The 23,129-nt window shown below is 62.9% G+C and carries 31 protein-coding genes; 19 read left to right on the top strand and 12 right to left on the bottom strand.

Features of this window, described 5'->3' with window-relative positions; all coding sequences use genetic code 11:
• Positions 1–320 precede the first annotated feature (320 nt).
• From NO934_RS08465 to dnaQ, 4 genes are read left to right on the top strand one after another with little or no spacing between them, the layout of a single operon-like run.
• The gene (locus NO934_RS08465; protein WP_309163496.1) at positions 321–923 is read left to right on the top strand and encodes a Maf family protein; all 603 of its coding nucleotides are present in this window, start codon (positions 321–323) and stop codon (positions 921–923) included.
• Positions 920–1,747, top strand: coding sequence for a shikimate dehydrogenase (locus NO934_RS08460; RefSeq protein ID WP_309163494.1), 828 nt, complete (start codon positions 920–922; stop codon positions 1,745–1,747). The genes NO934_RS08465 and NO934_RS08460 overlap by 4 nt, the downstream gene beginning before the upstream one ends.
• A gap of 23 nt (positions 1,748–1,770) precedes the next feature.
• Positions 1,771–2,364, top strand: a complete 594-nt coding sequence (gene coaE / locus NO934_RS08455) for a dephospho-CoA kinase (protein ID WP_309163493.1) — start codon at positions 1,771–1,773, stop codon at positions 2,362–2,364.
• Positions 2,365–2,369: 5 nt separating this feature from the next.
• Complete coding sequence (dnaQ, locus tag NO934_RS08450) at positions 2,370–3,092, top strand: DNA polymerase III subunit epsilon (protein WP_309163687.1); 723 nt, start codon at positions 2,370–2,372, stop codon at positions 3,090–3,092.
• Between the two features lie 52 nt (positions 3,093–3,144).
• Here the strand turns inward: dnaQ and secB are convergent, their stop codons facing one another.
• Together secB and NO934_RS08440 are read right to left on the bottom strand one after the other, a co-directional pair.
• Positions 3,145–3,687 (bottom strand): protein-export chaperone SecB, encoded by a 543-nt coding sequence (gene secB, locus NO934_RS08445; RefSeq protein WP_309163492.1) that lies wholly within the window; start codon positions 3,685–3,687, stop codon positions 3,145–3,147.
• A gap of 120 nt (positions 3,688–3,807) precedes the next feature.
• Positions 3,808–4,236, bottom strand: coding sequence for an FxsA family protein (locus NO934_RS08440; protein ID WP_309163491.1), 429 nt, complete (start codon positions 4,234–4,236; stop codon positions 3,808–3,810).
• 191 nt (positions 4,237–4,427) lie between these two features.
• Between NO934_RS08440 and NO934_RS08435 the strand changes: the two genes are divergently transcribed.
• The 5 genes from NO934_RS08435 to NO934_RS08415 all read left to right on the top strand — a co-directional run bounded on the left by NO934_RS08435 (position 4,428) and on the right by NO934_RS08415 (position 7,066).
• On the top strand, positions 4,428–5,144 hold the full coding sequence (locus tag NO934_RS08435) for a Tim44/TimA family putative adaptor protein (protein WP_309163490.1): 717 nt from the start codon (positions 4,428–4,430) through the stop codon (positions 5,142–5,144).
• 66 nt (positions 5,145–5,210) lie between these two features.
• Positions 5,211–5,777 (top strand): Smr/MutS family protein, encoded by a 567-nt coding sequence (locus NO934_RS08430; protein ID WP_309163489.1) that lies wholly within the window; start codon positions 5,211–5,213, stop codon positions 5,775–5,777.
• Positions 5,774–6,142, top strand: a complete 369-nt coding sequence (locus NO934_RS08425; protein WP_309163488.1) for a helix-turn-helix transcriptional regulator — start codon at positions 5,774–5,776, stop codon at positions 6,140–6,142. Before NO934_RS08430 ends, NO934_RS08425 begins: the two co-directional genes overlap by 4 nt.
• Positions 6,143–6,211: 69 nt before the next feature.
• Positions 6,212–6,607 (top strand): hypothetical protein, encoded by a 396-nt coding sequence (locus NO934_RS08420; protein ID WP_309163487.1) that lies wholly within the window; start codon positions 6,212–6,214, stop codon positions 6,605–6,607.
• Positions 6,608–7,066, top strand: a complete 459-nt coding sequence (locus NO934_RS08415; RefSeq protein ID WP_309163486.1) for a hypothetical protein — start codon at positions 6,608–6,610, stop codon at positions 7,064–7,066.
• Here the strand turns inward: NO934_RS08415 and hslU are convergent.
• Genes hslU through hslV form a run of 3 tightly spaced genes read right to left on the bottom strand, consistent with a single transcriptional unit; the run spans position 7,063 to position 9,403 of the window.
• Positions 7,063–8,373: an ATP-dependent protease ATPase subunit HslU gene (gene hslU, locus NO934_RS08410; RefSeq protein ID WP_309163485.1), complete on the bottom strand. Its 1,311-nt coding sequence runs from the start codon at positions 8,371–8,373 to the stop codon at positions 7,063–7,065. The genes NO934_RS08415 and hslU overlap by 4 nt on opposite strands.
• Complete coding sequence (locus NO934_RS08405) at positions 8,370–8,879, bottom strand: GNAT family N-acetyltransferase (protein WP_309163484.1); 510 nt, start codon at positions 8,877–8,879, stop codon at positions 8,370–8,372. The genes hslU and NO934_RS08405 overlap by 4 nt, the downstream gene beginning before the upstream one ends.
• Positions 8,876–9,403, bottom strand: coding sequence for an ATP-dependent protease subunit HslV (gene hslV / locus NO934_RS08400; protein WP_309163483.1), 528 nt, complete (start codon positions 9,401–9,403; stop codon positions 8,876–8,878). Before hslV ends, NO934_RS08405 begins: the two co-directional genes overlap by 4 nt.
• Positions 9,404–9,558: 155 nt before the next feature.
• Between hslV and hisB the strand changes: the two genes are divergently transcribed.
• From hisB to coaA, 8 genes are read left to right on the top strand one after another with little or no spacing between them, the layout of a single operon-like run.
• Entirely contained in the window at positions 9,559–10,146 is a 588-nt protein-coding gene (gene hisB, locus NO934_RS08395) for an imidazoleglycerol-phosphate dehydratase HisB (RefSeq protein ID WP_309163482.1), read from the top strand.
• 38 nt (positions 10,147–10,184) lie between these two features.
• Positions 10,185–10,553, top strand: coding sequence for a hypothetical protein (locus NO934_RS08390; RefSeq protein ID WP_309163480.1), 369 nt, complete (start codon positions 10,185–10,187; stop codon positions 10,551–10,553).
• Positions 10,550–11,200 (top strand): imidazole glycerol phosphate synthase subunit HisH, encoded by a 651-nt coding sequence (hisH, locus tag NO934_RS08385; protein ID WP_309163479.1) that lies wholly within the window; start codon positions 10,550–10,552, stop codon positions 11,198–11,200. Before NO934_RS08390 ends, hisH begins: the two co-directional genes overlap by 4 nt.
• The gene (gene hisA / locus NO934_RS08380; protein ID WP_309163478.1) at positions 11,197–11,928 is read left to right on the top strand and encodes a 1-(5-phosphoribosyl)-5-[(5-phosphoribosylamino)methylideneamino]imidazole-4-carboxamide isomerase; all 732 of its coding nucleotides are present in this window, start codon (positions 11,197–11,199) and stop codon (positions 11,926–11,928) included. Before hisH ends, hisA begins: the two co-directional genes overlap by 4 nt.
• A complete protein-coding gene (locus tag NO934_RS08375) occupies positions 11,928–12,263 on the top strand; it encodes a hypothetical protein (RefSeq protein WP_309163477.1) in 336 nt (111 codons plus the stop codon). Before hisA ends, NO934_RS08375 begins: the two co-directional genes overlap by 1 nt.
• A complete protein-coding gene (gene hisF, locus NO934_RS08370) occupies positions 12,260–13,024 on the top strand; it encodes an imidazole glycerol phosphate synthase subunit HisF (protein WP_309163476.1) in 765 nt (254 codons plus the stop codon). The genes NO934_RS08375 and hisF overlap by 4 nt, the downstream gene beginning before the upstream one ends.
• A gap of 48 nt (positions 13,025–13,072) precedes the next feature.
• Positions 13,073–13,393, top strand: a complete 321-nt coding sequence (locus tag NO934_RS08365) for a phosphoribosyl-ATP diphosphatase (RefSeq protein ID WP_309163475.1) — start codon at positions 13,073–13,075, stop codon at positions 13,391–13,393.
• Between the two features lie 2 nt (positions 13,394–13,395).
• Positions 13,396–14,343, top strand: coding sequence for a type I pantothenate kinase (gene coaA / locus NO934_RS08360; RefSeq protein WP_309163474.1), 948 nt, complete (start codon positions 13,396–13,398; stop codon positions 14,341–14,343).
• Positions 14,344–14,347: 4 nt separating this feature from the next.
• Here the strand turns inward: coaA and NO934_RS08355 are convergent, their stop codons facing one another.
• Positions 14,348–15,349 carry an adenosine kinase gene (locus NO934_RS08355; RefSeq protein ID WP_309163473.1) on the bottom strand — a complete coding sequence of 334 codons (1,002 nt, stop codon included), beginning with the start codon at positions 15,347–15,349 and terminating at the stop codon, positions 14,348–14,350.
• 75 nt (positions 15,350–15,424) lie between these two features.
• Positions 15,425–16,078 carry an endonuclease III gene (nth, locus tag NO934_RS08350; RefSeq protein WP_309163472.1) on the bottom strand — a complete coding sequence of 218 codons (654 nt, stop codon included), beginning with the start codon at positions 16,076–16,078 and terminating at the stop codon, positions 15,425–15,427.
• Between the two features lie 69 nt (positions 16,079–16,147).
• On the opposite strand from nth, the gene NO934_RS08345 reads away from it, so the two are divergent.
• Complete coding sequence (locus NO934_RS08345) at positions 16,148–16,615, top strand: DUF2244 domain-containing protein (protein WP_309163471.1); 468 nt, start codon at positions 16,148–16,150, stop codon at positions 16,613–16,615.
• A gap of 54 nt (positions 16,616–16,669) precedes the next feature.
• Complete coding sequence (locus NO934_RS08340) at positions 16,670–17,557, top strand: methylated-DNA--[protein]-cysteine S-methyltransferase (RefSeq protein ID WP_309163470.1); 888 nt, start codon at positions 16,670–16,672, stop codon at positions 17,555–17,557.
• 197 nt (positions 17,558–17,754) lie between these two features.
• On the opposite strand, the gene NO934_RS08335 is transcribed toward NO934_RS08340, so the two are convergent.
• The 5 genes from NO934_RS08335 to dnaJ all read right to left on the bottom strand — a co-directional run bounded on the left by NO934_RS08335 (position 17,755) and on the right by dnaJ (position 23,001).
• Positions 17,755–18,369, bottom strand: a complete 615-nt coding sequence (locus NO934_RS08335; RefSeq protein WP_309163469.1) for a 2,3-bisphosphoglycerate-dependent phosphoglycerate mutase — start codon at positions 18,367–18,369, stop codon at positions 17,755–17,757.
• Between the two features lie 10 nt (positions 18,370–18,379).
• Positions 18,380–19,186: a 4-hydroxy-tetrahydrodipicolinate reductase gene (dapB, locus tag NO934_RS08330; RefSeq protein WP_309163467.1), complete on the bottom strand. Its 807-nt coding sequence runs from the start codon at positions 19,184–19,186 to the stop codon at positions 18,380–18,382.
• An 11-nt stretch (positions 19,187–19,197) separates the two neighbouring features.
• Positions 19,198–19,884 carry an orotidine-5'-phosphate decarboxylase gene (pyrF, locus tag NO934_RS08325; protein ID WP_309163465.1) on the bottom strand — a complete coding sequence of 229 codons (687 nt, stop codon included), beginning with the start codon at positions 19,882–19,884 and terminating at the stop codon, positions 19,198–19,200.
• Positions 19,885–21,056: 1,172 nt separating this feature from the next.
• Entirely contained in the window at positions 21,057–21,611 is a 555-nt protein-coding gene (locus NO934_RS08320) for an NADPH-dependent FMN reductase (protein ID WP_309163464.1), read from the bottom strand.
• Between the two features lie 268 nt (positions 21,612–21,879).
• Positions 21,880–23,001, bottom strand: a complete 1,122-nt coding sequence (gene dnaJ / locus NO934_RS08315; RefSeq protein ID WP_309163463.1) for a molecular chaperone DnaJ — start codon at positions 22,999–23,001, stop codon at positions 21,880–21,882.
• Between the last annotated feature and the right edge of the window lie 128 nt (positions 23,002–23,129).

The raw sequence follows: 23,129 nt of genomic DNA, 5'->3' as shown, positions 1-23,129 counted from the left end.
CGCGCGGAGAGGGGAAGTCGATGAACGCCTCGGAAACTGGGGATGGAGTACGGCCAAGCCCCGGCTGTTAACGGTTCGTTAAGAGGTATGGCTGTGCAAAAGCTTAACGGAAAGTTAATGCGATGCCGCCCGTCGGCGCCAAGCCTTTTCCCCGGACTTGTCTACAGGGCGATGGGCGTGTCCCCAGTTAATGGGCTGTTAACGCAAAATCGGACGTTGGGGAAAAGATGCGACCGGACAGCCCATTGGGGCGATTTGGCTTTAACTGTTGAAGCGGGTGTGAAAAACCTCACACCAACAAAGCTCGCAAAGCCCCGGCCATGCTGATCCTTGCTTCAAAAAGTCAAACGCGAAGAACGCTTTTGGAAAACGCTGGTTTGCGCTTTTCGGTTGCATCGGCGTCAATCGATGAGCGGGAAATCGAAACCGAGCTGTTGACCGCCGATCCGAATCGCGCCGCCCTCGCCAGGGGGCTGGCCGAGGCCAAGGCGATTGCGGTGAGTGCGCAAAACCCCAGTGCCTGGGTGATCGGAGCCGACCAGACGCTCGATTTCGAAGGCAGAGGCTTCCACAAGCCTACCGACCGGGCCGAAGCGGCCGAAAGGCTGATGGCGATGGCGGGCAAAGCCCACCAGCTCCATTCGGGCGTGGCGCTGGCCCGGGACGGGGCGATCGTCTGGAGCGCGGTGGAAACCGCAACGCTGCGATTCAAATCCTTTTCCCGTCAGACGCTCCAAACCGTGCTCGATCTCGAGGGCGAAGCGATTTTGGCTTCGGTTGCCGCTTATCGGCTCGAAGGGCCCTCCATTCGCCTTTTCGAGGCTATAGAGGGAGATTATTTCACAATTCTCGGCCTGCCGCTTCTCCCTCTGCTGGAGGCGCTCGAGCGGCATGCGCCGCAGCTTCTGGAGGCGAGCCGATGAAAAAGGCATTCGTCATCGGCTGGCCGATCGGCCATTCGAAATCCCCCCTGATCCATGGCGCATGGATTGCCGAACATGGGCTGGACGCCAGCTACGAGCCGATCGCCGTGGCGCCTGCCGATCTGCTGGACTTTATCGAAAGGGTGCGGAGTGGAGAATTTGCCGGCGGCAACGTCACCATTCCGCACAAGGAAGCGGTGATGGCGCTGATCGACGAGGTCGATCCCCTCGCCGCAAAGATCGGGGCGGTCAATACGCTGGTGGTCAGCGATGGCCGGATCGCTGGCAGCAATACCGACTATCTGGGATTTCTCGCCAATCTCGATGCCGGCGCGCCGGGCTGGGACCGCGAGCTCGAATCGGCGATCGTTCTGGGCGCGGGCGGCGCTTCGCGCGCCATTCTGGCCGGGCTGATCGACAGGGGCATTGCCCGCATCGACCTGCTCAACCGCACCTCTGCCCGGGCCGAGGCCCTGGCGGCCGAGTTCGGCGCGGCGGTCCGTCCCGGAGCGCTGACCGAATTTGCCCAGCGGGCCGGAACGGCCGGGCTGGTGGTCAACACATCTTCGGTGGGCATGGAAGGCACCGCCTTCGAAGGGGTCGACCTCTCGCTGCTTTCGCGTTCGGCGGTCGTGACCGATATCGTTTATACACCGCTTGTTACCCCCCTTCTCGCCCAGGCGCGGGACAAAGGGTTGGCCACTGTCGATGGGCTGGGTATGTTGCTTTATCAAGCCGTTCCGGGATTTGCCGCCTGGTTCGGCACCGAGCCGGCGGTAACGGCCGGCCTGCGCCAAAAAGTTCTGGCCGCAATGGGCCAATAACAGGGGATTTTACGACCTCATCCATGCTTCGCGTTGTGCTGACGGGCTCGATCGCCACGGGAAAATCAACGGTTCTGGCGCGATTCGCCGAACGCGGCATCCCCGTCTATTCGGCGGACGAGGCCGTGCATGACCTCTATGCCGGGGAGGCCGCGCCGCTTGTCGAAACTCTGTTTCCCGGAACGGTCAAGGACGGGGTGGTCGACCGCAAGGCGCTGAGCGCGGCGATCGCTGTCGAACCGGGCCGGATGTCCGAACTCGAAGAGGTGATCCATCCATTGGTGCGCGAAAAGGCCGTCGAATTTTCCGATGCCTCCGAGGCGGCCGGCGCCCCCTTGGCGGTGATCGAAATTCCGCTGTTTTACGAGACCGGCTCGCAATATTCGATCGATCGGGTGATCGTCACCCATTGCGATCCGCAGATCCAGCGCCAGCGCGTGCTCGCACGGCCGGCCATGAACGAAAAAAAGCTCGAACTCATTCTTTCGCGCCAGCTCACCCAGGATGAAAAGCGGGCCCGCGCCGATTATGCGATCGACACCTCCGGAACCATGGACGAAACCATCGCCGCGACCGACGCGGTGATCGACAGGTTGCGCGCGGAGGCGGGCCGGTGAATCTTTTGCGCGAGATCGTCCTCGATACCGAAACCACCGGACTTTCCCCGGCCGGAGGCGACAGGCTCGTCGAAATCGGGTGCGTCGAGCTCATCAACCACGTGCCGACCGGCCGGCATCACCACATCTATATCAATCCCGAACGCGACATGCCCGAGGAGGCGTTCCGCGTGCACGGGCTTTCCGACGAGTTCCTGCGCGACAAGCCCAAATTTGCCGAAGTGGCCCAGGGCTTCGTCGATTTCATCGGCAATGATACGCTCGTCATCCACAATGCGCCCTTCGACATGGGGTTCTTAAACGCCGAGCTCGAATGGTGCGGGCGGCAGCGGCTCACCAATGAGGTGATCGATACGGTGATGTTGGCCCGATCCATCCATCCGGGCGCCAGGGTAAGCCTCGATGCGCTCTGCAAACATTACGGCATCGACAATTCCCGCCGCACGCTGCACGGGGCGCTGCTCGACAGCGAGATCTTGGCCGAGGTCTATCTCGAGCTGATCGGGGGCCGGCAGGTGGCGCTGGCGCTTTCGGCCGAAACCGAGATTGCCATACGCGGCAGCGGCACCAGGGCTCCGGCGCGGCAGCGCCCAACCCCCCTGCCCAGTCGGCTCACGCTCGAGGAACGAACCGCCCATGCCGCCTTCATCGCCGAAATGGGCGATAGCGCGCTCTGGCTCAAATACCAGGCTGTCGAGATCGAAATCCGCCAGATGGAAAGCGCATGAAAAAAGCCCCGGTTTTCCGGGGCTTTTTGCTTAAGTTCGAAAAGGGCTCGTTCTAGTTGACGGTCGGCTTGGCTTCGTCTGCCGGCTCGCCGTTCTGTTTGGCCTTCTCGGCCGCGGCGGCGAGGTTGCGGCGGTAGAGGGCAAGGAAATCCACAGGCTCGAGCAGCAGCGGCGGGAAGCCGCCCGCTTGGATGGTGGAGGCCAGGACCTGACGGGCGAAGGGGAAGATCAGCCGCGGGGCTTCGACCATAAGCAGCGCGCCAAGCTGGTTTTCCGGGATGTTGCGGGTGCGGAACAGGCCGCCATAGACCAGCTCGACCGCATAGAGCACCTTGTTGTCGCGCTCGGTCTTGACGTTCAGCCCAATCTCGACGGCGTAGACGTCGTCGGCCTGCTTTTTGACCTGGACGTTGATGTTGACGTTCGAGCCGGGGTTGACCTGGCCGGGAACCAGCGAGGCGGGCGCATTGGGATTTTCAAAGCTCAGATCGCGCACATACTGGCCCACAATGCCGAATGCGGGAGCCTGCGTCGCATCCGGTGCGCCCTCGCCTGCGGCCGCCGGTTGGCCATTGTTCTCGGTGTCTTCAGCCATTGGCCAATAAGTCCTTCATGTCGTTTTCTCGGCAAGGCGGCCGGCAAAGGCCGCCCAAGCGGTGCGTTTGGCTAGCACTTTTGCGTCCCGCGAACAAGGTTGGCGGGCGTGGCTCCGGCTTCAGCGATAATCGCCGCTGTCGAGATCGATGGATTTATAGGCCGGCCCCGGCTGGGAGGGGCGATAGGTCGAAACCACCACCATGTTGCGGCTCAAAAGCCGGTAGAGCGCGCCGCGCACCGGCGGGATGAGCAGGGCAAAGCCGATGAGATCGGTCACAAAACCGGGAACGACCAGCAACAGGCCGGCCAGTGCGATCATCATCATATCGGCGAACTGGCGGGCCGGAACCTCCCCGCGCGCCATCATGGCACGGCTGTCGAGCACCATGCCCAGCCCCTGCCAGCGCACGATCATGATGCCGGCGACGGCCGTGAGGACGATGGCGGCAAGCGTTGCCAGAATGCCGATCTGACCGCCCACCCAGATAAAGCCGGCGATCTCGATGAATGGCAGGGCGAGCAGTGCGAGGGCGATGAAACGGGCCACGGGCGCTTTCGATCCTTTCTCCGCCGCGATGAACCTCTGGCACCGGTGCGGCATTGCTATCACAATAATGCCACCGCAAACTGGTTTGCGGGGGCTCGTTTACATATATATAGGACCAAGTGCTCAGTTTGCGACCCGGCAGCAGGGCCCCGCGAAACCACACCCCGATTTCGGAGCGAAGAATTTCACTCATGGGCGAATTTTTGGACTTTCCCACTCTCATCGTCATCGTGGTGGCCATCGTTGTGCTCTTGCGTCTGCGTTCGGTGCTGGGCACCCGCACGGGCAATGAACGGCCGCCCTCTGCGCGCTATGAATCGATTTCGCGCACCCGGCCCGACAATGACGAGAACGTCGTCCAGATGCCGCGCCGCAATCCGCAGGATACCGCCGAAGCCGAGCGCGCCCAGCGCAAGCTCGAAGCCGAGATCGAAAAGTTCTCCGCCGGCAAGGCCGAAGTCGAAGATGGCCTGCGCGCCATCGCCCAGGCCGATCCCACCTTCTCGCCCAAACAGTTCATCGAAGGAGCCAAATCGGCCTATGAGATGATCGTCACCGCCTATGCCGCGGGCGACCGCAAGAGCTTGAAGAACCTGCTCGACAAGGATGTCTATGACAGTTTCGAAGCGGCGATCATCGAGCGCGAAGCGGCTGGGCACAAGGTGGAGTTCACCTTTGTGGGCCTCTCCAATATCGAGTTTGCCGAAGCCGAGCTCGACAAGCGCAATGCGGTGGTGACATTGCGGATCGATGCCGAAGTGGTGTCGATCACCCGCGACCGCGAGGGGGAGATCGTCGAGGGCACGCCCGGCCAGGTCGTGGCCATCGCCGACGAATGGACCTTCCTGCGCAACACCCGCTCGCGCGATCCCAATTGGAAGCTCGTTGCCACCAACGATTTGGACTGAGCCGGCAAGGCTCCGTTTACCATGGCCCGAAAACCGTCCGGACCGAGATCCAAAAAGCCCGGACCGGTGCGTGACTGGCACCTTTGGAACGCGGTCGGCCAGACGGTCGACCCGCTTCTCAAGCGCAAGAGTGCCGATCCCAAGGTGCTGCTCGACGCGCTCGAAGAGGCAGGGCAGGAGCCCGATGCAGGCAAGCCGAAGGACAATTCCCCCCGTTTTGCCCGCGCCCCCCTGCCCTCGACGCGTCCGGTGATCGCCGCCTCCAAGGTGGCGGCCTCGGAAAAATCGATCGAACCCAATCTCAAGCGCCGCCTGTCGCGCGGCCATGAACCGATCGACGCCACGCTCGACCTTCATGGCATGACCCAGGACCAGGCGCGCGCCGCGCTCGAGCTTTTCGTTCCCGCCCGGGCGGCGCGCGGCGACAGGACGCTGCTGATCATCACCGGCAAGGGGATCAAGAAAACCGGCTACCTGCAGATGGAGCACAAAGGCATTCTGCGCTCCATGGTGCCGCTCTGGCTCAACGCGCCCGAACTGGCTCCGCTTGTGGCCGGAATCGATCCCGCCCACCAAAGCCATGGCGGCGGCGGCGCGCTCTATGTACGATTGAAACGCAAGAGGCAGATGTGACCCCGCTCGGCGCCAAATTGCGGAAATTGCGGGCCGAGCGCGGCATCGCGTTAAAGGACATGGCCAAGGCGCTCAACGTGTCGAGCGCCTATCTCTCGGCGCTCGAACACGGCAAGCGCGGCAAGCCCACTTGGTTCATGGTCCAGCGCATCATCGCCTATTTCAACGTCATCTGGGACGAGGCCGAGGAAATCCAGCGGCTGGCGGAAATCTCCGATCCCAAGATGACGATCGATACCTCCGGGATGGTGCCCGAGGCGACGGAATTGACCAACGTCCTGGCCCGCGAAGTGGGGCGGCTGAGCGCCGAGGATTTTCGCGCCCTGCGCGACGAGGTGATTCGAAGGGCGGTCAAGCGCGGCTAGGAGGAACGCCGCAACGGGTTGCGCGTTAAACCGAAAGGCCGGCAAAGCCGGCGTTCGGAGGACCGCACCATGGCATGGCTTTCCCGTCGCGATCTCATCGCTTTCGCCCTCGTCGCCCCGTTCGTCACGGCAGCACCGGTTTTCGCCCATCACGGCTGGTCGTGGACCAGCGTGGAATGGTTCGAACTCGAGGGCGCCTTGACCGACATCTATATCGGCCAGCCCCATCCCACCCTCACGCTCGATGACGGCACGCAGGAATGGACGGTGGAACTGGCGCCGGTCGATCGCACCCTTGCCACAGGATTTGACGAAACCACGGTGGCGATCGGCGATCCGGTGACCGCGATCGGCCACCGGGCGCTCGAAGAGACCGACTATCGCATGAAGGCGGTGCGGCTGGTGACCGAGGCGGGCACCTTCGATGTCTATCCCGAATTCGCTGCAGAGTACGATCAGCGCTAGATGCTGGAAGCGGTCGAGCAACTCCCGCTCGCACAATTCCTGCGGCGCGACATCTACGCCTATCCCCTGGTCAACGCCCTGCACGTCCTCTCGCTGGGCGTGCTGGTCACCACGGCGCTGCTGATGGATTTTCGCGTGCTGGGCCTGGGGAAAAAGGTGGCGCTCGATGCGACGATCGAAACCTTGCGTCCGCTGGCGATCGGCGCGCTTCTGGCCGCGGCCTTGACCGGATTTCTTCTGTTTTCAGTCCAGCCGGACAATTACGCCGGCAATCCGGTGTTCATCACCAAGCTCGTGCTGATCGGGCTGGCCTTGGCCAATGCGGGATTTTTCGTTTTCGGCCGCTGGTACGCGGCGCCGCACACGCACAAGGCGCGGCTTTCGGCAGCCTTGTCGATCCTGCTGTGGATCGCCGTGCTGCTCGCCGGCCGCGCCATCGCGTTTTTCGGGGGTGACTAAAGAATATAGCGGCTGAGGTCGGTGTCCCCGGCCATTTTGCCCACGGTCTCGCGGACCCGTTCCCCGTTGATGGTGAGGGTCGTGCCCGCCTTGTCGGGGGCTTCGAACGAGATGTCCTCGACGAGCTTTTCGAGCACGGTCTGCAGCCGGCGCGCCCCGATATTTTCCACAGTCGCATTGACCGAAACGGCGATATCGGCCACCGCCTCGATGGCGTCGGGAGTGAATTCGAGGGTGACGTTCTCGGTACCCATCAACGCCACATACTGCCGGATCAGCGAATATTCGGTGTCCGAGAGGATGGCGATGAAGTCCTCGCGTGTCAGCGCCCGTAGCTCCACCCGGATCGGCAGGCGGCCTTGGAGTTCGGGCAAGAGGTCGCTGGGCTTGCTGACGTGGAAGGCGCCCGAGGCGATGAACAGGATGTGGTCGGTGTTGACCGGCCCGTATTTGGTCGCAACGGTTGTACCTTCGATGAGCGGCAGAAGATCGCGTTGCACGCCCTCACGAGAGGGGCCGCCGGTCACCCCGCCCTCGCGGGCGGCGACCTTGTCGATCTCGTCGATGAAGACGATGCCGTGATTTTCGACAAGCTCGATGGCTTCGAGGTTGATCTTGTCCTGGTCGAGGAGCTTGTCCGCTTCCTGGTTGATGAGCAGATCGTAGGAATCCTTGACCTTGACGCTGCGCTTCTGCGTGCGGCCGCCGAATGCCTTGCCGAACATGTCGGAGAGATTGATCATGCCGATGCCGCCGCCCGGCATGCCGGGCATGTCGAACATGGGATTGCCACCGGTCGCGGGTACTTCGATCTCGATCTCCTTGTCGTCGAGTTCGTTGGCGCGCAGCTTCTTTCTGAACGCATCGCGGGTCGAGGGCGTCGCGGACTGGCCGACCAGGGCGTCGATCACCCGCTCCTCGGCATTGAGGTGAGCCTTGGCCTTCACCTCGGCGCGCTTCTTGTCCTTGAGGATGACGATTCCGGCCTCGACCAGATCGCGGATCATCTGTTCGACGTCACGGCCCACATAGCCCACTTCGGTGAATTTGGTGGCTTCGACCTTGACGAACGGCGCCTGGGCCAGGCGGGCGAGACGGCGCGAGATCTCTGTCTTGCCCACGCCGGTCGGGCCGATCATCAGGATGTTCTTGGGCGAAACCTCGCGCCTTATATCCTCTGGGAGCTGCTGGCGGCGCCAACGGTTGCGCAGCGCGATGGCCACGGCCCGCTTGGCATCGGACTGGCCCACGATATAGCGGTCGAGTTCGGAAACGATCTCGCGAGGGGAAAAGCTTCTGTCGGTCATTGTTGGTCTTCTTTGTCTAGGAACAGCACCATGAGGTGCTCGTCGATATCCTGATTGTCGATGTGAAGTGCCCTGGGCTCGGTGCCGTATGTGCAGAACCCCAGGCTCTTGTAGAGATGGATGGCCGCAACATTATAGGCGCCTACGCCAAGATGGAGCTGGCGCAGACCCGCGCTCCGGGCGTGCTCGACAAGAGCCGAAAGCACCTTTTTGCCGATCCCCTGACCCCGCGCGTCCGAAGCAACGATCATGCCCCAGACATGGCCGCGATGGGCCATTGATGCATGGCGGGGAACGAAATAGGCGACGGCGCTCAGAAGGCGGTCATTGCCGAGTGCGCCAAGGACGACGTTGTTTTCCAGTGTCCGGCGGTGGTCGTCGAGCGTGAGCCTTGATTCTGCGCCATAACTGGAGGCGAAGGCCCGCGCATCCGATTTGAGGCCGTCGAGCCGCAGGTCGCGATAGGCCTGAGCATCGGCCGGCCCCAATTGTCGGATCGTGGTCAAGCGTCCGTCTCGAGGGTTTCGACGGTGAGATCGGAATTGGTATAGACGCAGATGTCGGCGGCGATCTCCATGGCCTTGCGTGAAATCTCTTCGGCCGATTTATCGCTGTCGGCGAGCGCCCGTGCCGCGGCCAGCGCGTAATTGCCGCCCGAGCCGATGGCGGCGATGCCGTCTTCGGGGGAAAGCACGTCGCCGGTGCCGGTCAGGATCAGCGTGTCGGACTTGTCGACCACGATCATCATGGCCTCGAGCCGGCGCAGATAGCGATCGGTGCGCCAGTCCTTTGCCAGCTCCACGCAGGCGCGCATCAACTGGCCGGGATATTGCTCGAGCTTGGCTTCCAAGCGCTCCGAGAGCGTGAAGGCGTCGGCCGTCGCGCCGGCAAAGCCGGCCAAGACCGATCCTCCCGCCAGGCGCCGGACCTTTTTTGCTCCATGCTTGATGACCGTCTGGCCGAGCGTGACCTGCCCGTCGCCGGCGACCACCACCTGATTACCCTTTCGGACTGAAACGATTGTCGTCATGAAATTCTGAATGCCTTTGGTGGGAAGGAGATGGGTTGGCCTTTATTTAGGATTGCGCGCGCTAAATGCAATGTCGCAGCAAAGCGCCGGGCTTTCCCGTTGCCCGTTAAGCTGCTAGAGCAACCGTCGAAAAACTCCCGAAAAAGGGGCACGCCATGCGCAAGGCAAAGCTCGACCGCAAGACCAACGAGACCGAGATTTCGGTCGCCCTCGATCTGGACGGCACGGGCGTGCACCAGATCGAAACCGGCGTTGGCTTTTTCGATCATATGCTCGACCAGCTCTCGCGCCACTCGCTGATCGACATGGCGATCCATGCCAAGGGGGATCTGCACATCGACGATCACCACACGGTCGAAGATGTGGGGATTGCCATTGGCCAGGCGCTCAAACAGGCGCTGGGCGACAAGCGCGGCATTGTGCGCTACGGGTCGTGCGACCTCGTGATGGACGGAACGAAATCATCGGCCGCGCTCGATGTGTCGGGCCGGGCGTTCCTCGTCTGGCGCGTTGACTTTACAGCGCCCAAGATCGGCACCTTCGATACCGAACTGGTGCGCGAATTCTTCCAGGCCATCGCGGTCAATGCCGGGATCACGCTCCACGCGGAAAACCATTACGGCGACAACAACCATCATATCGCCGAGAGCCTGTTCAAGGCTTTGGCAAGGGCGTTGCGCCAGGCCATCGCGATCGACGCCCGTTCTGGCGACCAGGTGCCCTCGACCAAGGGTGTTCTTTAGGCTATTGCGGGCCCTTAAAGTCCGTCAGGATTGGTCCAATGACCCTCTATTCGATCTACGCCAAGCCCGAAAAAGGGCCCGAAGCGCTATTGGTTCTGCCCGAACGGTTCATCTGGAGCGCCTTCCTCTTCGTCCCGCTCTGGGCGATTTTGCGCGGCACCTGGGCTTACTTCGTGCTCTGGATCGTCATTGCCGGTGCGCTGTACTGGTCGGTTCCGCTGATCGGCGGCGAAGCGGCAATGGCGCTCTATGCTGTCTTTGCGCTGTGGACAGGGTTCGCCGCGCCCGGGATCGCCGCGCGGGCGCTCCAACATCGCGATTGGATCGCCAGCGGCGAATTTTCCGCGCCCGATCAGGTGACGGCCGAGCGGCTGTGGCTCGAAAAAACCTATGGAGCCCGGCCATGAGCCAGACCGTCGCGATCATCGATTATGGCGCGGGGAACCTCAAATCCGCTCAAAAGGCGTTTGCCCGCGCGGCGCAGGGCACCGATACCGAAATCGTCGTCACCTCCGATGCCGAAGCAGTGCGGCGGGCTGACCGGATCGTGCTGCCCGGCGTTGGCGCCTTTGCCGACTGCATGGCCGGGCTCGATGCCGTCCAGGGCATGCATGAGGTGCTGAACGAGAAGGTGATCGCGGGCGACACGCCATTCTTTGGCGTGTGCGTGGGCATGCAGCTTCTGGCAAGCGTTGGCCGCGAGAAGGTGGAAACCGAGGGGCTGGGGTGGATCGAAGGCGCTGTTGAAAGAATCGTGCCCGCCGATGCCGCGCTCAAGGTGCCGCATATGGGCTGGAACACGCTCACCGTGAACCGCCCGCACACCCTGCTCGATGGTATCGAAACGGGCGAGGACGGGCTGCACGCCTATTTCGTCCACTCCTATCATATGAAGGTGGACAATCCCGGCGAGGTGATCGCCACCGCCAATTATGGCGGGCCGATCACCGCTATCGTTGGGCGCGACAACATCTTCGGCACCCAGTTCCACCCCGAAAAGAGCCAGGCGCTCGGCCTGGCTCTGATCGGCAATTTCCTTGCGTGGCGTCCATGATCCTTTTCCCGGCAATCGACCTCAAAGACGGTCAGTGCGTTCGATTGAAACTTGGCGATATGGAGCAGGCGACGGTCTTTAACGACGATCCCGCTGCCCAAGCCAAAAGCTTCGAGGATCAGGGGTTTCGATATCTCCACGTCGTCGATCTCAACGGCGCCTTTGCCGGGGAGAGCGTTAATGGCGCGGCGGTGGAGGCCATCCTCGAGGCGGTGAATTTTCCCGTGCAGCTCGGCGGAGGCATCAGGACACTGGCCCATATCGAAAGCTGGCTCGACAAGGGTCTAGCCCGCGTGATCCTCGGTACCGTTGCGGTCCGCGATCCCGAACTGGTCAAAGCCGCTTGCAGGGCTTTTCCTGGCCAGGTCGCCGTGGGGATCGATGCCCGCGGCGGCCGGGTCGCGGTGGAGGGTTGGGCCGAGACGTCCGAATTGACCGCGATCGAATTGGCGCAGCGCTTCGAGGGCGCCGGGGTCGCGGCGATCATCTATACCGATATCGACCGCGACGGCGTACTCAAGGGCATCAATTGGGAGTCGACGCTCCAACTCGCCAATGCCACTGCGATCCCCGTGATCGCCTCGGGTGGACTTGCCGGGATGGAGGACATCCGCCGGATGACCGAACCCGATGCACAGATCCTCGAAGGCGCGATTTCGGGCCGGGCCCTCTATGACGGACGCATTGATTCACGTGAAGCACTGGCGCTGTTGGAGGCGGTCGCATAATGAGCACCGATGCGGTGGCGAAGTTCCCATGGCACCTTTACGCCATGGCTTTCGTCATCATCGTGCTCGTTGCAACCGCGCCGCTGCTTTCCGTCCTGGCCAGCTCCGCCATCGCCGAGGCCAATGGGTGCACGCTCAACGAGGCAAGGGCTTACCCCTGCGTCGTTTTCGGCATGGATATGGGCGGGTTGCTGGCCGCCATGTTCGTCATGGGCTGGTTCATGCTGGCCACCATACCGGGCGGTGCGGTTGCGCTTCTGGTCTGGCTGGTCTTTATGGTCACCCATTATCTCGCCTACCGGGCCGAACGGCCCAAGCCTGGAACAAACCCATGACTCTCAAGGCTCGCATCATTCCCTGTCTCGACGTTAAGGACGGACGCGTCGTCAAGGGCATCAACTTCGTCGATCTGCGGGATGCCGGCGATCCGGTGGAAGCGGCGATCGCCTATGACGCGGCGGGAGCGGACGAGTTGTGCTTTCTCGATATCGCTGCAAGCCATGAAGGGCGCGACACCATTTTCGACGTGGTGGCGCGCACCGCCGAGCACTGCTTCATGCCGGTGACAGTCGGCGGTGGCGTCAGGAGCAATGACGATATCCGCAAGCTTCTGCTTTCGGGGGCCGACAAGGTGTCGATCAATTCGGCCGCCGTTGCCGATCCCGATTTCGTGGCGCGGGCCGCCGACAAGTTCGGCAACCAGTGTATCGTCGTGTCCGTCGATGCCAAACAAGTTGAACCGGGCCGCTGGGAGATTTTCACCCATGGCGGCCGCAAGCCGACCGGCATCGATGCCGTCGAATTCGCCATCGGTGCCGTGGAACGCGGCGCGGGCGAATTGCTGGTCACATCGATGGATCGCGACGGCACCAAATCGGGCTTCGATCTGGCGCTCACCCGCACCATTGCCGATGCTGTCGACGTGCCGGTGATCGCATCGGGCGGGGTGGGCACGCTCGACGATCTCGTCGACGGGATCAAAGAGGGACACGCGACCGCCGTGCTCGCCGCTTCGATCTTCCACTTCGGCACCTTCACCATTGGCGAAGCCAAGGCCCATATGGCGGCCGCCGGCATTCCCATGCGGCTCGACTGATCGGCATTTCTTGAGCTAGACCATCCTCAGGGACGAGGAGAACCATCAATGACATTGACCATCGAAGCGCTCGATGCGCGCCTTGCCGAACGGGCCAAGGCTTCGCCCGAGGTCTCCTATACGGCAAAGCTCCTGGCCGAGGGCACGGCCAAATGCGCGCAAAAGCTCGGCGAGGAAGCCACTGAGGCGGTGATCGCCGCCGTCACAGGCGATCGGGCCGAACTGGTCAAGGAAAGCGCCGACGTCATCTATCATCTCCTCGTGCTGCTGCGCTCCGAAGGGGTGGCGCTTTCGGAAGTGACCGATGAGCTCGACAGGCGCACCGCGCAATCGGGACTGGCCGAAAAGGCGGCGCGCACCGAGCAATGAGGATGTCCAAGAAGATCACCTACGCCCCCTATCTCACCTTTTCGATAGAGGAATGGGCCCGGCTGCGTGCAGACGAGCCCATGACGCTCGACGCCGAGGATATCGAGCACCTGCGTGCGCTCAACGACCCGATTTCGCTCGCCGAAGCCGAAATCGTCTACCTGCCGCTGACCCGTCTCCTCTCATTTTACGTGGAGGCCATTCAGGGCATCCATCACGCCTCCACCCGGTTTCTCGGACACAACGGCGCCAAGGTGCCCTTCATCATCGGCGTGGCCGGCTCGGTCGCCGTGGGCAAATCGACCACCGCCCGCATCCTGCGCGCCTTGCTGCGCCGCTGGCCAACCTCGCCCAAGGTGGATCTGGTGACCACCGACGGGTTCCTCTATCCCAATGCGGTGCTGACCGAGCGCGGGCTCATGGAGCGCAAGGGCTTTCCCGAAAGCTATGACCGCGCCGCGTTCGTGGAGTTTCTCGCCGCCATCAAATCGGGCAAGCCCAGGGTCGCCGCCCCGACCTATTCCCACCTCGTCTATGACGTCTTGCCCGACGAGACGATCACCGTGGAAAGTCCCGACATCCTGATCGTCGAGGGGCTCAACATCCTCCAGCCCGGCGATTTGCCCCGCACTGGCAAGCCCATCGTCTTTGCGTCCGATTTCATCGATTTTTCGATCTATATCGACGCCGACGAGGATGTCCTGGAAAACTGGTATGTCGAGCGCTTCATGAAGCTGCGCGAGACCGCTTTCCGCGACCCCAAGAGCTTTTTCAAGCGCTTTTCCGAGCTTTCCGAAGGCGCGGCCGAAGGCACGGCGCGCACCATCTGGCAGAACATCAACCTGCCGAATCTGCGGGAAAACATTCTTCCCACCCGCGGGCGCGCCGATCTGGTGCTCAAAAAGGGCGCCAATCACGCCATCCACGAAGTGGCGCTGCGCAAGGTATAAGGCGTTAAACCGCGATCCCCTCGCCGCGCGCCATTTCCTTGAGATCCGCGACCGGCCGCGCGCCATAGTGGGAGATGACCTCGGAGGCCGCAAGGCATCCGAGGCGTAGAGCCTCTTCCATCGATTGCCCGCGCGCCGTGGCGAGCAGGAAGCCCGAGGCGAAAAGATCGCCTGCGCCGGTGGCATCGACAACGCTCTCGACAGGGAAGGCCGGGACCGAGACGATCTCGCCGTTCCTGATCGCCATTGCTCCGCGCGATCCCATGGTGACGGCTGCGATCTCGGCGTCCTCGGCAAGCTGGCGCACGGCGACGTTGAGATCGTCGGTTTCGTAAAGCGCCTTGGCCTCTTCGATATTGGCGAAGACATAGTCCATGGTTTTCGACCGGATGAGGTCGAGGAACTCGGCGCGGAAGCGGTTGACGCAGAAGGGGTCCGAAAGCGTGATCGCGGTGGGGCGTTCGGCCTTGTGGGCGAAATGGGCGGCCTTGACGAACGCCTTTTTCGCTTCGGGGGGGTCCCAGAGATAGCCTTCCATATAGGTGATGGCCGATCCCCCGACGGTCTCCTCGACGATATCGGCTTCGGTCAGGTGCTGGCAGGCGCCCAGATAGGTGTTCATGGTGCGCTCGCCATCGGGGGTGACCAGAATCATGCAGCGGGCCGTTGCGGGGCCGTCACGCAGATAGTCGGTTTCGTAACCGATGCCCTTGGTGTCGAAATCGTCCCGGAAGATCAGGCCCAGCTCATCCTCGGCCACCTTGCCCACGAACGCCGCCCGTCCGCCCAATGCGGCAACGCCCGCCGCAGTGTTGGCCGAGCTGCCGCCGGGAATGATGGTCTTTTCCTCGGGCATCTTGGCATAGAGATCGGCCGAACGCTCGGCATCGACCAGATGCATTATCGATTTGCGCAGGCCCTCATCGGCGAGAAATCTCTCCTCGATCGGGGCGATCACATCGACGATGGCGTTGCCGATGGTCAAAACGTCGAACCGCGTGGTCATCGGCGCTCCGGGATTTTTGTAATTGCAATTCAGCCCCACCGCTTACGGCATCGACCCAGTTGGCGCAACCGGACTCTAACCCGGCGGTGGGGTCTTGTCGGGATAGCGGCACCATTGGGCGATGATGCAATGGTAGCATTCGGGCTTGCGGGCCTTACAGATATAGCGCCCGTGCAGGATCAGCCAGTGATGGGCGTGCAGCAGATATTGCTTGGGCACGCGCTTTAAAAGTTGCAGCTCGACCGCCAGCGGGGTCTTGCCTGGGGCAAGGCCGGTGCGGTTGCCGACGCGGAAGAGATGGGTGTCGACGGCGATAGTGGGCTGGCCAAAGCCGATATTGAGCACCACATTGGCGGTCTTGCGTCCCACGCCGGGCAGCGCCTCGAGCGCGTCGCGATCGGCGGGAACCTCGCTGCCATGCTTTTCGATCAGCGCCTGGCTGAGAAGAAAGACGTTCCTGGCCTTGTTGCGGTAGAGCCCGATGGTCTTGATGAAATCGCGGATCTTCTCTTCCCCCAGCGCCACCATCTTTTCGGGCGTGGCGGCGGCGGCAAACAGCGCCCTTGTCGCCTTGTTGACGCCCACGTCCGTCGCCTGTGCCGAGAGCACCACGGCGACCAGCAGGGTGAAGATGTTGACATATTCGAGCTCGCCCTCCGGTTCGGGATCGTGCTCGGCGAAGGCTCTAAAGATCGCTTCGATCTCGGCTTTGGTGAGGGGCTTGGGCATTGGCGAAGTGCTTGGCGTTTCGGTTCAGGCTCCGTTAGAATGGGGGCAAGGGAAAAAGGCAACCCAGCAATGACCCAAAGCCCGCTCTTTGCCGTACTGCTCACGCCGCACCGCTCGCTTTCTCCGCAAGGGATCCGCTTTGTGGTCGCGTTCACCGCCATCATGGCCTCGATCCCCGGCATTGCGTTCTTCGCCATGGGCGCCTGGCCGGTGGTGGGGCTCTTGGGGCTCGACGTCGTGCTTTTGACCTGGGCGCTCACCGCCTCCTATGCCGACAAGGATGCGTTCGAGGAAATCACCCTCTGGCCCGATGCCCTCGATATCAGGCGGGTGAATCGCAAGGGGCGCGAGACGAGTTTTTCCTTCAACCCGTTCGCGGTGCGCTTTTCGGTGGTCCGCGATGGCGAGGACCGGGTGATCGCGCTCAAGATCGAAACCCGCGATGGCGAAGTCGAGATCGGCAAGTTTTTGACGCCCGACGACAAGGCGAGCTTTGCCGAAATGTTCGCGCCCGCCCTGCACCGCGCCAAGGCCTGAGATGGCGTCAAAATCGGGTCGTTGCGCGTCGGGGGCGGAGTTAGGATGACGATCATGAACGCAAATGCTCCCATTCTCACCTCAACGCTGCCGCAGATGAGCGACAGCCAGACCTATTCAACGATTGCCCGGGCGATCGAATATCTCTCGACGCCCGGTCCCGAGGCAACCGATATCGCCGGGCTGGCGCATGCGCTTTCCATGAGCGAGCGCCAATTGGTCGAGATGTTTCGCCGCTGGTGCGGGCTCACCCCTAAGAGCTTTGCCCAGGCCGTGGCGCTCGATCATGCGCGCAAGCTTTTGCGCGACAATATGAGCGTGCTCGACACCACCTTCGAAGTGGGGCTTTCCGGCCCCTCGCGCCTCCATGATCTGTTCGTGACCTATGATGCGGTGCCGCCAGGCATTTACCGCACCAAGGGTGCGGGGCTGGAGGTGACTTGGGGCTATGCCCCCTCCCCCTTTGGAACCGTATGCCTGATGATCACCCAATATGGCGTGGCGGGGATATCTTTTGCCGATCCGGGGCGGGAAGATTACGCCTTCGAGGATCTGGCCAATCGTTGGCCCAATGCCCACTATCGACGCGATGATGCGGCGGTGGTCCCGACCGCGGCCCGGATTTTCGATTCCACCCGCTGGGATCCCGACCAGCCGGTGCGGCTGGTGATGATCGGCAGCCAGTTCGAGATCAAGGTGTGGGAAACGCTGCTGAAAGTTCCCGCCGGGCGCGCCGCCACCTATGGCGAAGTGGCCCGGGCGGTGGGGCGCCCCAATGCGGCGCGGGCGATCGGACGGGCGGTGGGGCGCAATCCAATCTCGTTCGTCGTTCCCTGCCACCGGATCGTGGGATCGACCGGGGCGCTGACCGGCTACCATTGGGGGATCGTGCGCAAAAGGGCGATCCTGGGGTGGGAAGCGGGGTTGGTTTCGCGGGGGTAGATCGCTGGGCGGGCGCATGCCGAGAGGCTGCGCCCCCCTCATCCCCGGCCCTTCTCCCACCAGGGGAGAAGGGGGCTCTTTTGGCTAGCTCCTTAGCCTCCACCAACCCGGCTCCCCTTCTCCCCTGATGGGAGAAGGTTGCCGCGAAGCGGTCGGATGAGGGGGCGCTGAGCTGCAGCAGAAATCAACGCTTGCCGCTAAAGCTCCTCGGTCGAGACCCGCTTTCCCTCTGGATCGATGCCGTAGACGATGGGCGCGCCGGTGGCGATTTCGCGTTCGAGGATCGCTTCTTCGTCAAGGCCTTCGAGCTTCATCACCAGGGCGCGCAGGGAATTGCCATGGGCGGTGACCAGGACGGTCTTGCCGGCCTGCAAAAGCGGTTCGATCTCGGCCTCGTAATAGGGCAGGACGCGCGCGGCGGTGTCTTTGAGGCTTTCGCCGCCCGGCGGGGGCACGTCATAGGAGCGGCGCCAGATATGGACCTGTTCCTCGCCCCATTTTTCGCGCGCATCGTCCTTGTTGAGCCCGGAAAGATCGCCATAGTCGCGCTCGTTGAGCTTGTGGCTGCGCACGATGGTGAGGTCGGTGATCCCCATTTCCTCGAGCATCAGGTCGAGCGTGCGCTGGGCGCGGGCGAGGGCCGAGGTGAAATAGGCGTCCGGCACGATGCTCCGGTCCTTGAGCGCCTTGCCGGCCTTGCGGGCTTCCTCGATGCCCAGTTCGGTCAATCCCGGATTGCGCCAGCCTGTGAAAAGATTCTTCAAATTCCATTCGCTCTGGCCGTGACGAACCAGGATCAGCGTGCCGGTCATGATGTCTCCCTTAATCGGTAAGGCCGAGCACGTCGGCCATTGAATAAAGTCCCTTGGGCTTGTCGGCCGCCCAGAGCGCGGCGCGCAGGGCGCCATCGGCGAAAAGCGAACGGTCGCGGGCCGAGTGCGAAAAGGTGACGGTCTCGGCCGTCGAAGAGAACAGCACCGAATGCTCCCCCACGATGCCGCCGCCGCGAAGCGTGGCAAAGCCGATCGAGCCGGGCTCGCGCGCCCCGGTATGGCCGTCGCGCACACGTACCGAATGGGCCGCGAGCTCGATCCCCCTGCCCTCGGCGGCAGCTTCGCCCAAAAGGAGCGCCGTGCCCGAGGGGGCGTCGACCTTGTGGCGGTGGTGCATTTCGAGGATTTCGATGTCGAAATCGATGTCGAGGGTCTGGGCCGTCTTTTTGACCAGCGCGGCGAGGAGATTGACCCCGAGCGAGAAATTGCCCGATTTGACGATGCGCGCGCCATCTTCGGCCGCTTGCGCGATCGCCGCGTCGTCTTGGGGCGAGCAGCCGGTGGTGCCGACGATGTGGATGAGGCCCTTGGCCGCAATGCGCCCGGCCAGATCGACGCTGACCGCCGGGGCGGTGAAATCGATGATGGCATCGGCCGCCGAAATCAGCGCCTTCACGTCGTCGCCGATGACGATGCCGGTTTCTTCGCCCCCGGCCAACAGCCCCGCATCCTTGCCGATGACCGGCGATCCGGGCCGATCGATGGCGGCGACGAGGGTGAGGTCGGGATGGGCGGAGACGGCCTTGATATTGGTGAGTCCCATGCGCCCGCCGGCGCCGACGATGCCGATCTTCATCAGGCGTACTCCTAAACGCTTGCCATTTCCGACAGCACGGCCTGGGCCGCCTGCCGGGGATCGTCCGCCGCAATGATCGGGCGCGCGACGACAAGATGGCTGGCGCCGGCCTTGAGCGCGTCGGCGGGAGCCATCACCCGCTTCTGGTCGCCTTTTTCGGCGCCTGCCGGGCGAATGCCGGGGGTGACGATCGCCATGTCGGGACCGACGATCTCGCGGATTTTCGCCGCTTCGAACGCCGAGGCGACGATGCCGCCCATGCCCGCGTCGCGCGCCTGTTCGGCGCGGCGGGCAACCAGATCGGGAATGGCCATGCCGTAGCCGGCGTCCTTCAAATCATCCTCGTCCATCGAGGTGAGAACGGTAACCCCGAGCAGGCAGAGGCCCGAGCCTTGGGCGGCCTTGACGGCGGCTTTCATCGCCTTGGGATAGGCGTGAAGCGTGAGCATCGCCGCGCCGGTTTCGGCAAAGGCAGCGACGCCCTTTTCGACGGTGTTGTCGATATCGAGGAGTTTGAGGTCGAAGAATACTTTTTTGCCGGCCTTGATCAGCTCCTTGCCCACGGTCAGCCCGTCGCCGCCGTAAAAGAGCTGGTAGCCGATCTTGAAGAACTCGGCGCTGTCGCCAAGCCTTGAGATGATGTTTTCGGCCTCGTAGCGCGTACCGACATCGAGCCCGACGATCAGATCTCCGGCCATGGCATTTCCTTCGCGCTCTGTTGAAATCTTTGGGCTCGATGCCATGACTTGCGCCCAAGCGCAAGCGTCAGCGGTTGTCTTGTCGGGCGGGTCACACCGCAACGACGCGCGCAAAAGCGCCCGACGGCCATGGGCCTCGGTTGATGATAGACGGCATGGGGCGATGAACGCTCCGCACATTTGTATTTAGTATGAAGCTTCCATCGCCCCGTGCGTCCGGGATTTTGGGCTTATGGCGGCGTTCTCGGGCTGGGGGTTGTTGAGAGTTTTTAGTGGGTCGGTTGGTCGAACCGAAAAAGTGGGAACCACTTTTTCTGCCAACCTCCCGGCCGTCCCCTCGCTGCCCCTCCGGGTTTCCCCGGTGCGACGTGGGAGTGATTGGATTGGTGGTCCGCTCACATCTGGTGTCCACGTCCGGCTATCTGTCCGCTTTGGGCCTTCCCCACGGCGACCTGTGAGGAACCCGAACCGATCCCGCCCAAACGTTCGTAGCGCTTGCGTCCATATGCGCGGGATCGTGAGGGGGAGTATGGGGGAAACCGGGAGGGCGGGGATAAGTTTTTTGCGCCGGTGTTTATGGAAGCTCAGCGCCCCCCTCATCCCCGGCCCTTCTCCCACCAGGGGAGAAGGGGGCTCTTGGGACATGGTCCTGAGAGAAGCCAGGAGCGCTGTGCTGGTGTGTACCCCGTTACCCTTCTCCCCCGGGTGGGAGAAGGTGGCCGCGAAGCGGTCGGATGAGGGGGCTCGGCATATCAGCGGCCACCATGGCGGTTGTTGAGGCTCAGCGCACCCCTCATCCGTCTCGCCCTTTGGGGGCCCCTGCCATTCGAGCGTAGCTCTCATGGCCTTCTCACCTGTGCCACGGCACGATTGGCCAAAGGACGGCTCGAAGTCTCCCTCAAGGGGAGAAGGGCGATTGGGGGAAGCGTTGCGGCTGGGGCCCAGGCGCTGAGTGTACTGGATCCCGGCTCAAGGCCGGGATGACGGTGGGTGGGGTGATGGTTGATATCTTCAAGGCTGCTGGAGACCTCGGTGGTGGAGCGTGTTGAGGGTTGGAGACGGTGCAGTGTCCGGCCTCACCTCCACCGTGTCGCCCCGGGCCGAGCTTGGGGCGACACAGTGTGTGGTTGCGGAGGGGCGATGGCCTGGGAGGAGCCCTGCCGGCCCCCTCCTCAAATCCCGCCGCGGGAGAAATGGGTGAGTTCGCGCACCATCTGCTCGATCTTGGCCTGGATGGGCGGCTCGGCGATTTCGCCCTTTTCGGTAAAGGCCGTGGCATCGGGGCCGATGCCCAGGAGGGTCGGGACCACCAGCGCGCCGCCCTTGGTGAGCGAATCGCGCAGATGACTTTGCGCCCAGATGGTTCCGTATTTGCCCGAGCTCACCTCGCCGATGCCGAAGACCGCGTGCTTGAAGGGCGAGGGGCGCTGGCGGGAGATCCAGGCGAGCATGTTGGTGACGAGCGGGGGCACGCCGCCATTGTATTCAGGGCAGGCGATGAAGACGATGTCGTGGCCGCGGAACAGATCGGCCAGCCGCACCGACGCTTCAGGCACGTTGTCGGGTTCGAGATCGGCGTTGAAGATCGGCATTTCGAAATCCTTGAGGGAAATCGAATTGACCTCTACCCCCGCCGCCCGCAGGCGCGCGTCCATGATGTCCTGGAGTCTTTTGTTGACCGATCCGGTGCGGAGCGATCCGCAGAGGGTGAGGGCGGTGCGGGGCATGGGCGTCTCCTTGGTGTCCGGGCGCAGTTAAGCGTCAGCAACCCTGTCCTGCAAGTCCGCCGAAGACGATGATCGTGTGGCGTCCGGGTTTGACCCGGGAGCCCGAAGCTTCCTGAGGAGAGAGTCAGGGGCACACACCTTCTGAAGAGGAGGAAGGCTTGCGGGTCTCCGGGTCAGTCCTCGGATCAAGTCCGAGGGCGAAGACGACGAGGCCCCTCACGCTCCCCGGCCGGCGAGAGGCCTTCTGCCCGAGGTCGAAATGACTACGTCACCCGAACATGTGTTTGAGCTTGTCGAAGAAGCCTTCCGAGCCCGGAGAGGTTTCAGCGCTCGAGATCGACTGGAACTCCTCGAGCAATTCGCGCTGGCGCTTGGTGAGCTTTTGCGGGGTTTCGACGTCGAGCTGGACGTAGAGGTCGCCGATCTGGTTCGAACGCAGCACCGGCATGCCCTTGCCCTTCAAACGCACGCGCTGGCCGGGCTGGGTGCCCTCGTTGACCTTCACCTTGGCGCGGGAGCCTTCAAGCGTGGGCACCTCGAATTCTCCACCGAGCGCGGCGGTGATCATCGAGATGGGCACCTTGGCGTAAAGATCGGCGCCGTCGCGGGAAAAGAGCTGGTGGGGTTTGACGGAAACGAAGATGTAGAGATCGCCCGCTGGCCCGCCGCGCAGGCCCGCTTCCCCCTCGCCGCCCAGGCGAATGCGCGTGCCGTCCTCGATGCCCTTGGGGATATCGACTGAAAGCGTGCGGCTGGTCTGCCGCCGGCCCTTGCCGTGGCAGTCGGTACAGGGCTGATCCATGGTCTCCCCGCGCCCATGGCACTGGGGGCAGGTCTGCTGGATGGTGAAGAATCCCTGCGCGGCGCGCACCTTGCCGTGGCCGCCGCACATGCGGCAGGTGGAAAAGCCGGTGCCAGGCTTGGCGCCCGAGCCGTCGCAGGTTTCGCACCCAATGAGCGTGGGCACGTCGATATCGACGGTGGTGCCGGTAAAGGAATCCTCGAGGGTGATTTCGAGATTGTAGCGCAGGTCGGAACCGCGCTGGCGGCCGTCGCGCTGGCGCTGGCCGCGCGCTCCGCCCATGAACTCCCCGAAAATGTCCTCGAAGATATCGGACATGGACGAGGAGAAATCGGCGCCGAACCCGTTGGCGCCGCCCCCGCCATTGAAGGCGGCGTGGCCGAACCGGTCATAGGCGGCGCGCTTTTGCGGGTCCTTCAGCGTATCGTAGGCTTCCGACACTTCCTTGAACTTGTGCTCGGCGTCCTTGTCGCCCGGATTGCGGTCCGGATGGTACTGCATGGCGAGCTTGCGATAGGCGGATTTGAGCGCGGCGGGATCGCACCCCTTTTCCACCCCGAGCACTGAATAGAAATCGGCCTTGGACATAGTGTTTAAAGTTTCCCCTTGTCGCGGCAGGGGCAAGTGCAGGACGGATGCAAGATCATCTCTTGTGCCAAACCAACCGTTCGTGTCTTTGAGCGTTTCATCGGACCGGAAACTCCCGGCCTCGTTGC

The sequence above is a fragment of the Pelagibacterium sp. H642 genome (genome assembly GCF_031202855.1).
Classification (GTDB): domain Bacteria; phylum Pseudomonadota; class Alphaproteobacteria; order Rhizobiales; family Devosiaceae; genus Pelagibacterium.
This window is presented reverse-complemented; position numbering and strand designations above follow the sequence as displayed.

What these genes read in the sequence shown, in the direction of transcription:
- dapB (WP_309163467.1), bottom strand. Translation starts at nt 19,186, where the DNA reads ATGAAGATCGGCATCGTCGGCGCCGGCGGGCGCATGGGACTCACCAAT.
- hisA (WP_309163478.1), top strand. Translation starts at nt 11,197, where the DNA reads ATGATCCTTTTCCCGGCAATCGACCTCAAAGACGGTCAGTGCGTTCGA.
- NO934_RS08320 (WP_309163464.1), bottom strand. Translation starts at nt 21,611, where the DNA reads ATGCCCCGCACCGCCCTCACCCTCTGCGGATCGCTCCGCACCGGATCG.
- NO934_RS08465 (WP_309163496.1), top strand. Translation starts at nt 321, where the DNA reads ATGCTGATCCTTGCTTCAAAAAGTCAAACGCGAAGAACGCTTTTGGAA.
- hisH (WP_309163479.1), top strand. Translation starts at nt 10,550, where the DNA reads ATGAGCCAGACCGTCGCGATCATCGATTATGGCGCGGGGAACCTCAAA.
- NO934_RS08460 (WP_309163494.1), top strand. Translation starts at nt 920, where the DNA reads ATGAAAAAGGCATTCGTCATCGGCTGGCCGATCGGCCATTCGAAATCC.
- hisF (WP_309163476.1), top strand. Translation starts at nt 12,260, where the DNA reads ATGACTCTCAAGGCTCGCATCATTCCCTGTCTCGACGTTAAGGACGGA.
- coaE (WP_309163493.1), top strand. Translation starts at nt 1,771, where the DNA reads ATGCTTCGCGTTGTGCTGACGGGCTCGATCGCCACGGGAAAATCAACG.
- NO934_RS08345 (WP_309163471.1), top strand. Translation starts at nt 16,148, where the DNA reads ATGACCCAAAGCCCGCTCTTTGCCGTACTGCTCACGCCGCACCGCTCG.
- hslU (WP_309163485.1), bottom strand. Translation starts at nt 8,373, where the DNA reads ATGACCGACAGAAGCTTTTCCCCTCGCGAGATCGTTTCCGAACTCGAC.
- NO934_RS08335 (WP_309163469.1), bottom strand. Translation starts at nt 18,369, where the DNA reads ATGACCGGCACGCTGATCCTGGTTCGTCACGGCCAGAGCGAATGGAAT.
- NO934_RS08340 (WP_309163470.1), top strand. Translation starts at nt 16,670, where the DNA reads ATGAACGCAAATGCTCCCATTCTCACCTCAACGCTGCCGCAGATGAGC.
- NO934_RS08435 (WP_309163490.1), top strand. Translation starts at nt 4,428, where the DNA reads ATGGGCGAATTTTTGGACTTTCCCACTCTCATCGTCATCGTGGTGGCC.
- NO934_RS08415 (WP_309163486.1), top strand. Translation starts at nt 6,608, where the DNA reads ATGCTGGAAGCGGTCGAGCAACTCCCGCTCGCACAATTCCTGCGGCGC.
- dnaJ (WP_309163463.1), bottom strand. Translation starts at nt 23,001, where the DNA reads ATGTCCAAGGCCGATTTCTATTCAGTGCTCGGGGTGGAAAAGGGGTGC.
- NO934_RS08390 (WP_309163480.1), top strand. Translation starts at nt 10,185, where the DNA reads ATGACCCTCTATTCGATCTACGCCAAGCCCGAAAAAGGGCCCGAAGCG.
- nth (WP_309163472.1), bottom strand. Translation starts at nt 16,078, where the DNA reads ATGCCCAAGCCCCTCACCAAAGCCGAGATCGAAGCGATCTTTAGAGCC.
- NO934_RS08365 (WP_309163475.1), top strand. Translation starts at nt 13,073, where the DNA reads ATGACATTGACCATCGAAGCGCTCGATGCGCGCCTTGCCGAACGGGCC.
- NO934_RS08420 (WP_309163487.1), top strand. Translation starts at nt 6,212, where the DNA reads ATGGCATGGCTTTCCCGTCGCGATCTCATCGCTTTCGCCCTCGTCGCC.
- hslV (WP_309163483.1), bottom strand. Translation starts at nt 9,403, where the DNA reads ATGACGACAATCGTTTCAGTCCGAAAGGGTAATCAGGTGGTGGTCGCC.
- hisB (WP_309163482.1), top strand. Translation starts at nt 9,559, where the DNA reads ATGCGCAAGGCAAAGCTCGACCGCAAGACCAACGAGACCGAGATTTCG.
- coaA (WP_309163474.1), top strand. Translation starts at nt 13,396, where the DNA reads ATGTCCAAGAAGATCACCTACGCCCCCTATCTCACCTTTTCGATAGAG.
- NO934_RS08355 (WP_309163473.1), bottom strand. Translation starts at nt 15,349, where the DNA reads ATGACCACGCGGTTCGACGTTTTGACCATCGGCAACGCCATCGTCGAT.
- pyrF (WP_309163465.1), bottom strand. Translation starts at nt 19,884, where the DNA reads ATGGCCGGAGATCTGATCGTCGGGCTCGATGTCGGTACGCGCTACGAG.
- NO934_RS08375 (WP_309163477.1), top strand. Translation starts at nt 11,928, where the DNA reads ATGAGCACCGATGCGGTGGCGAAGTTCCCATGGCACCTTTACGCCATG.
- secB (WP_309163492.1), bottom strand. Translation starts at nt 3,687, where the DNA reads ATGGCTGAAGACACCGAGAACAATGGCCAACCGGCGGCCGCAGGCGAG.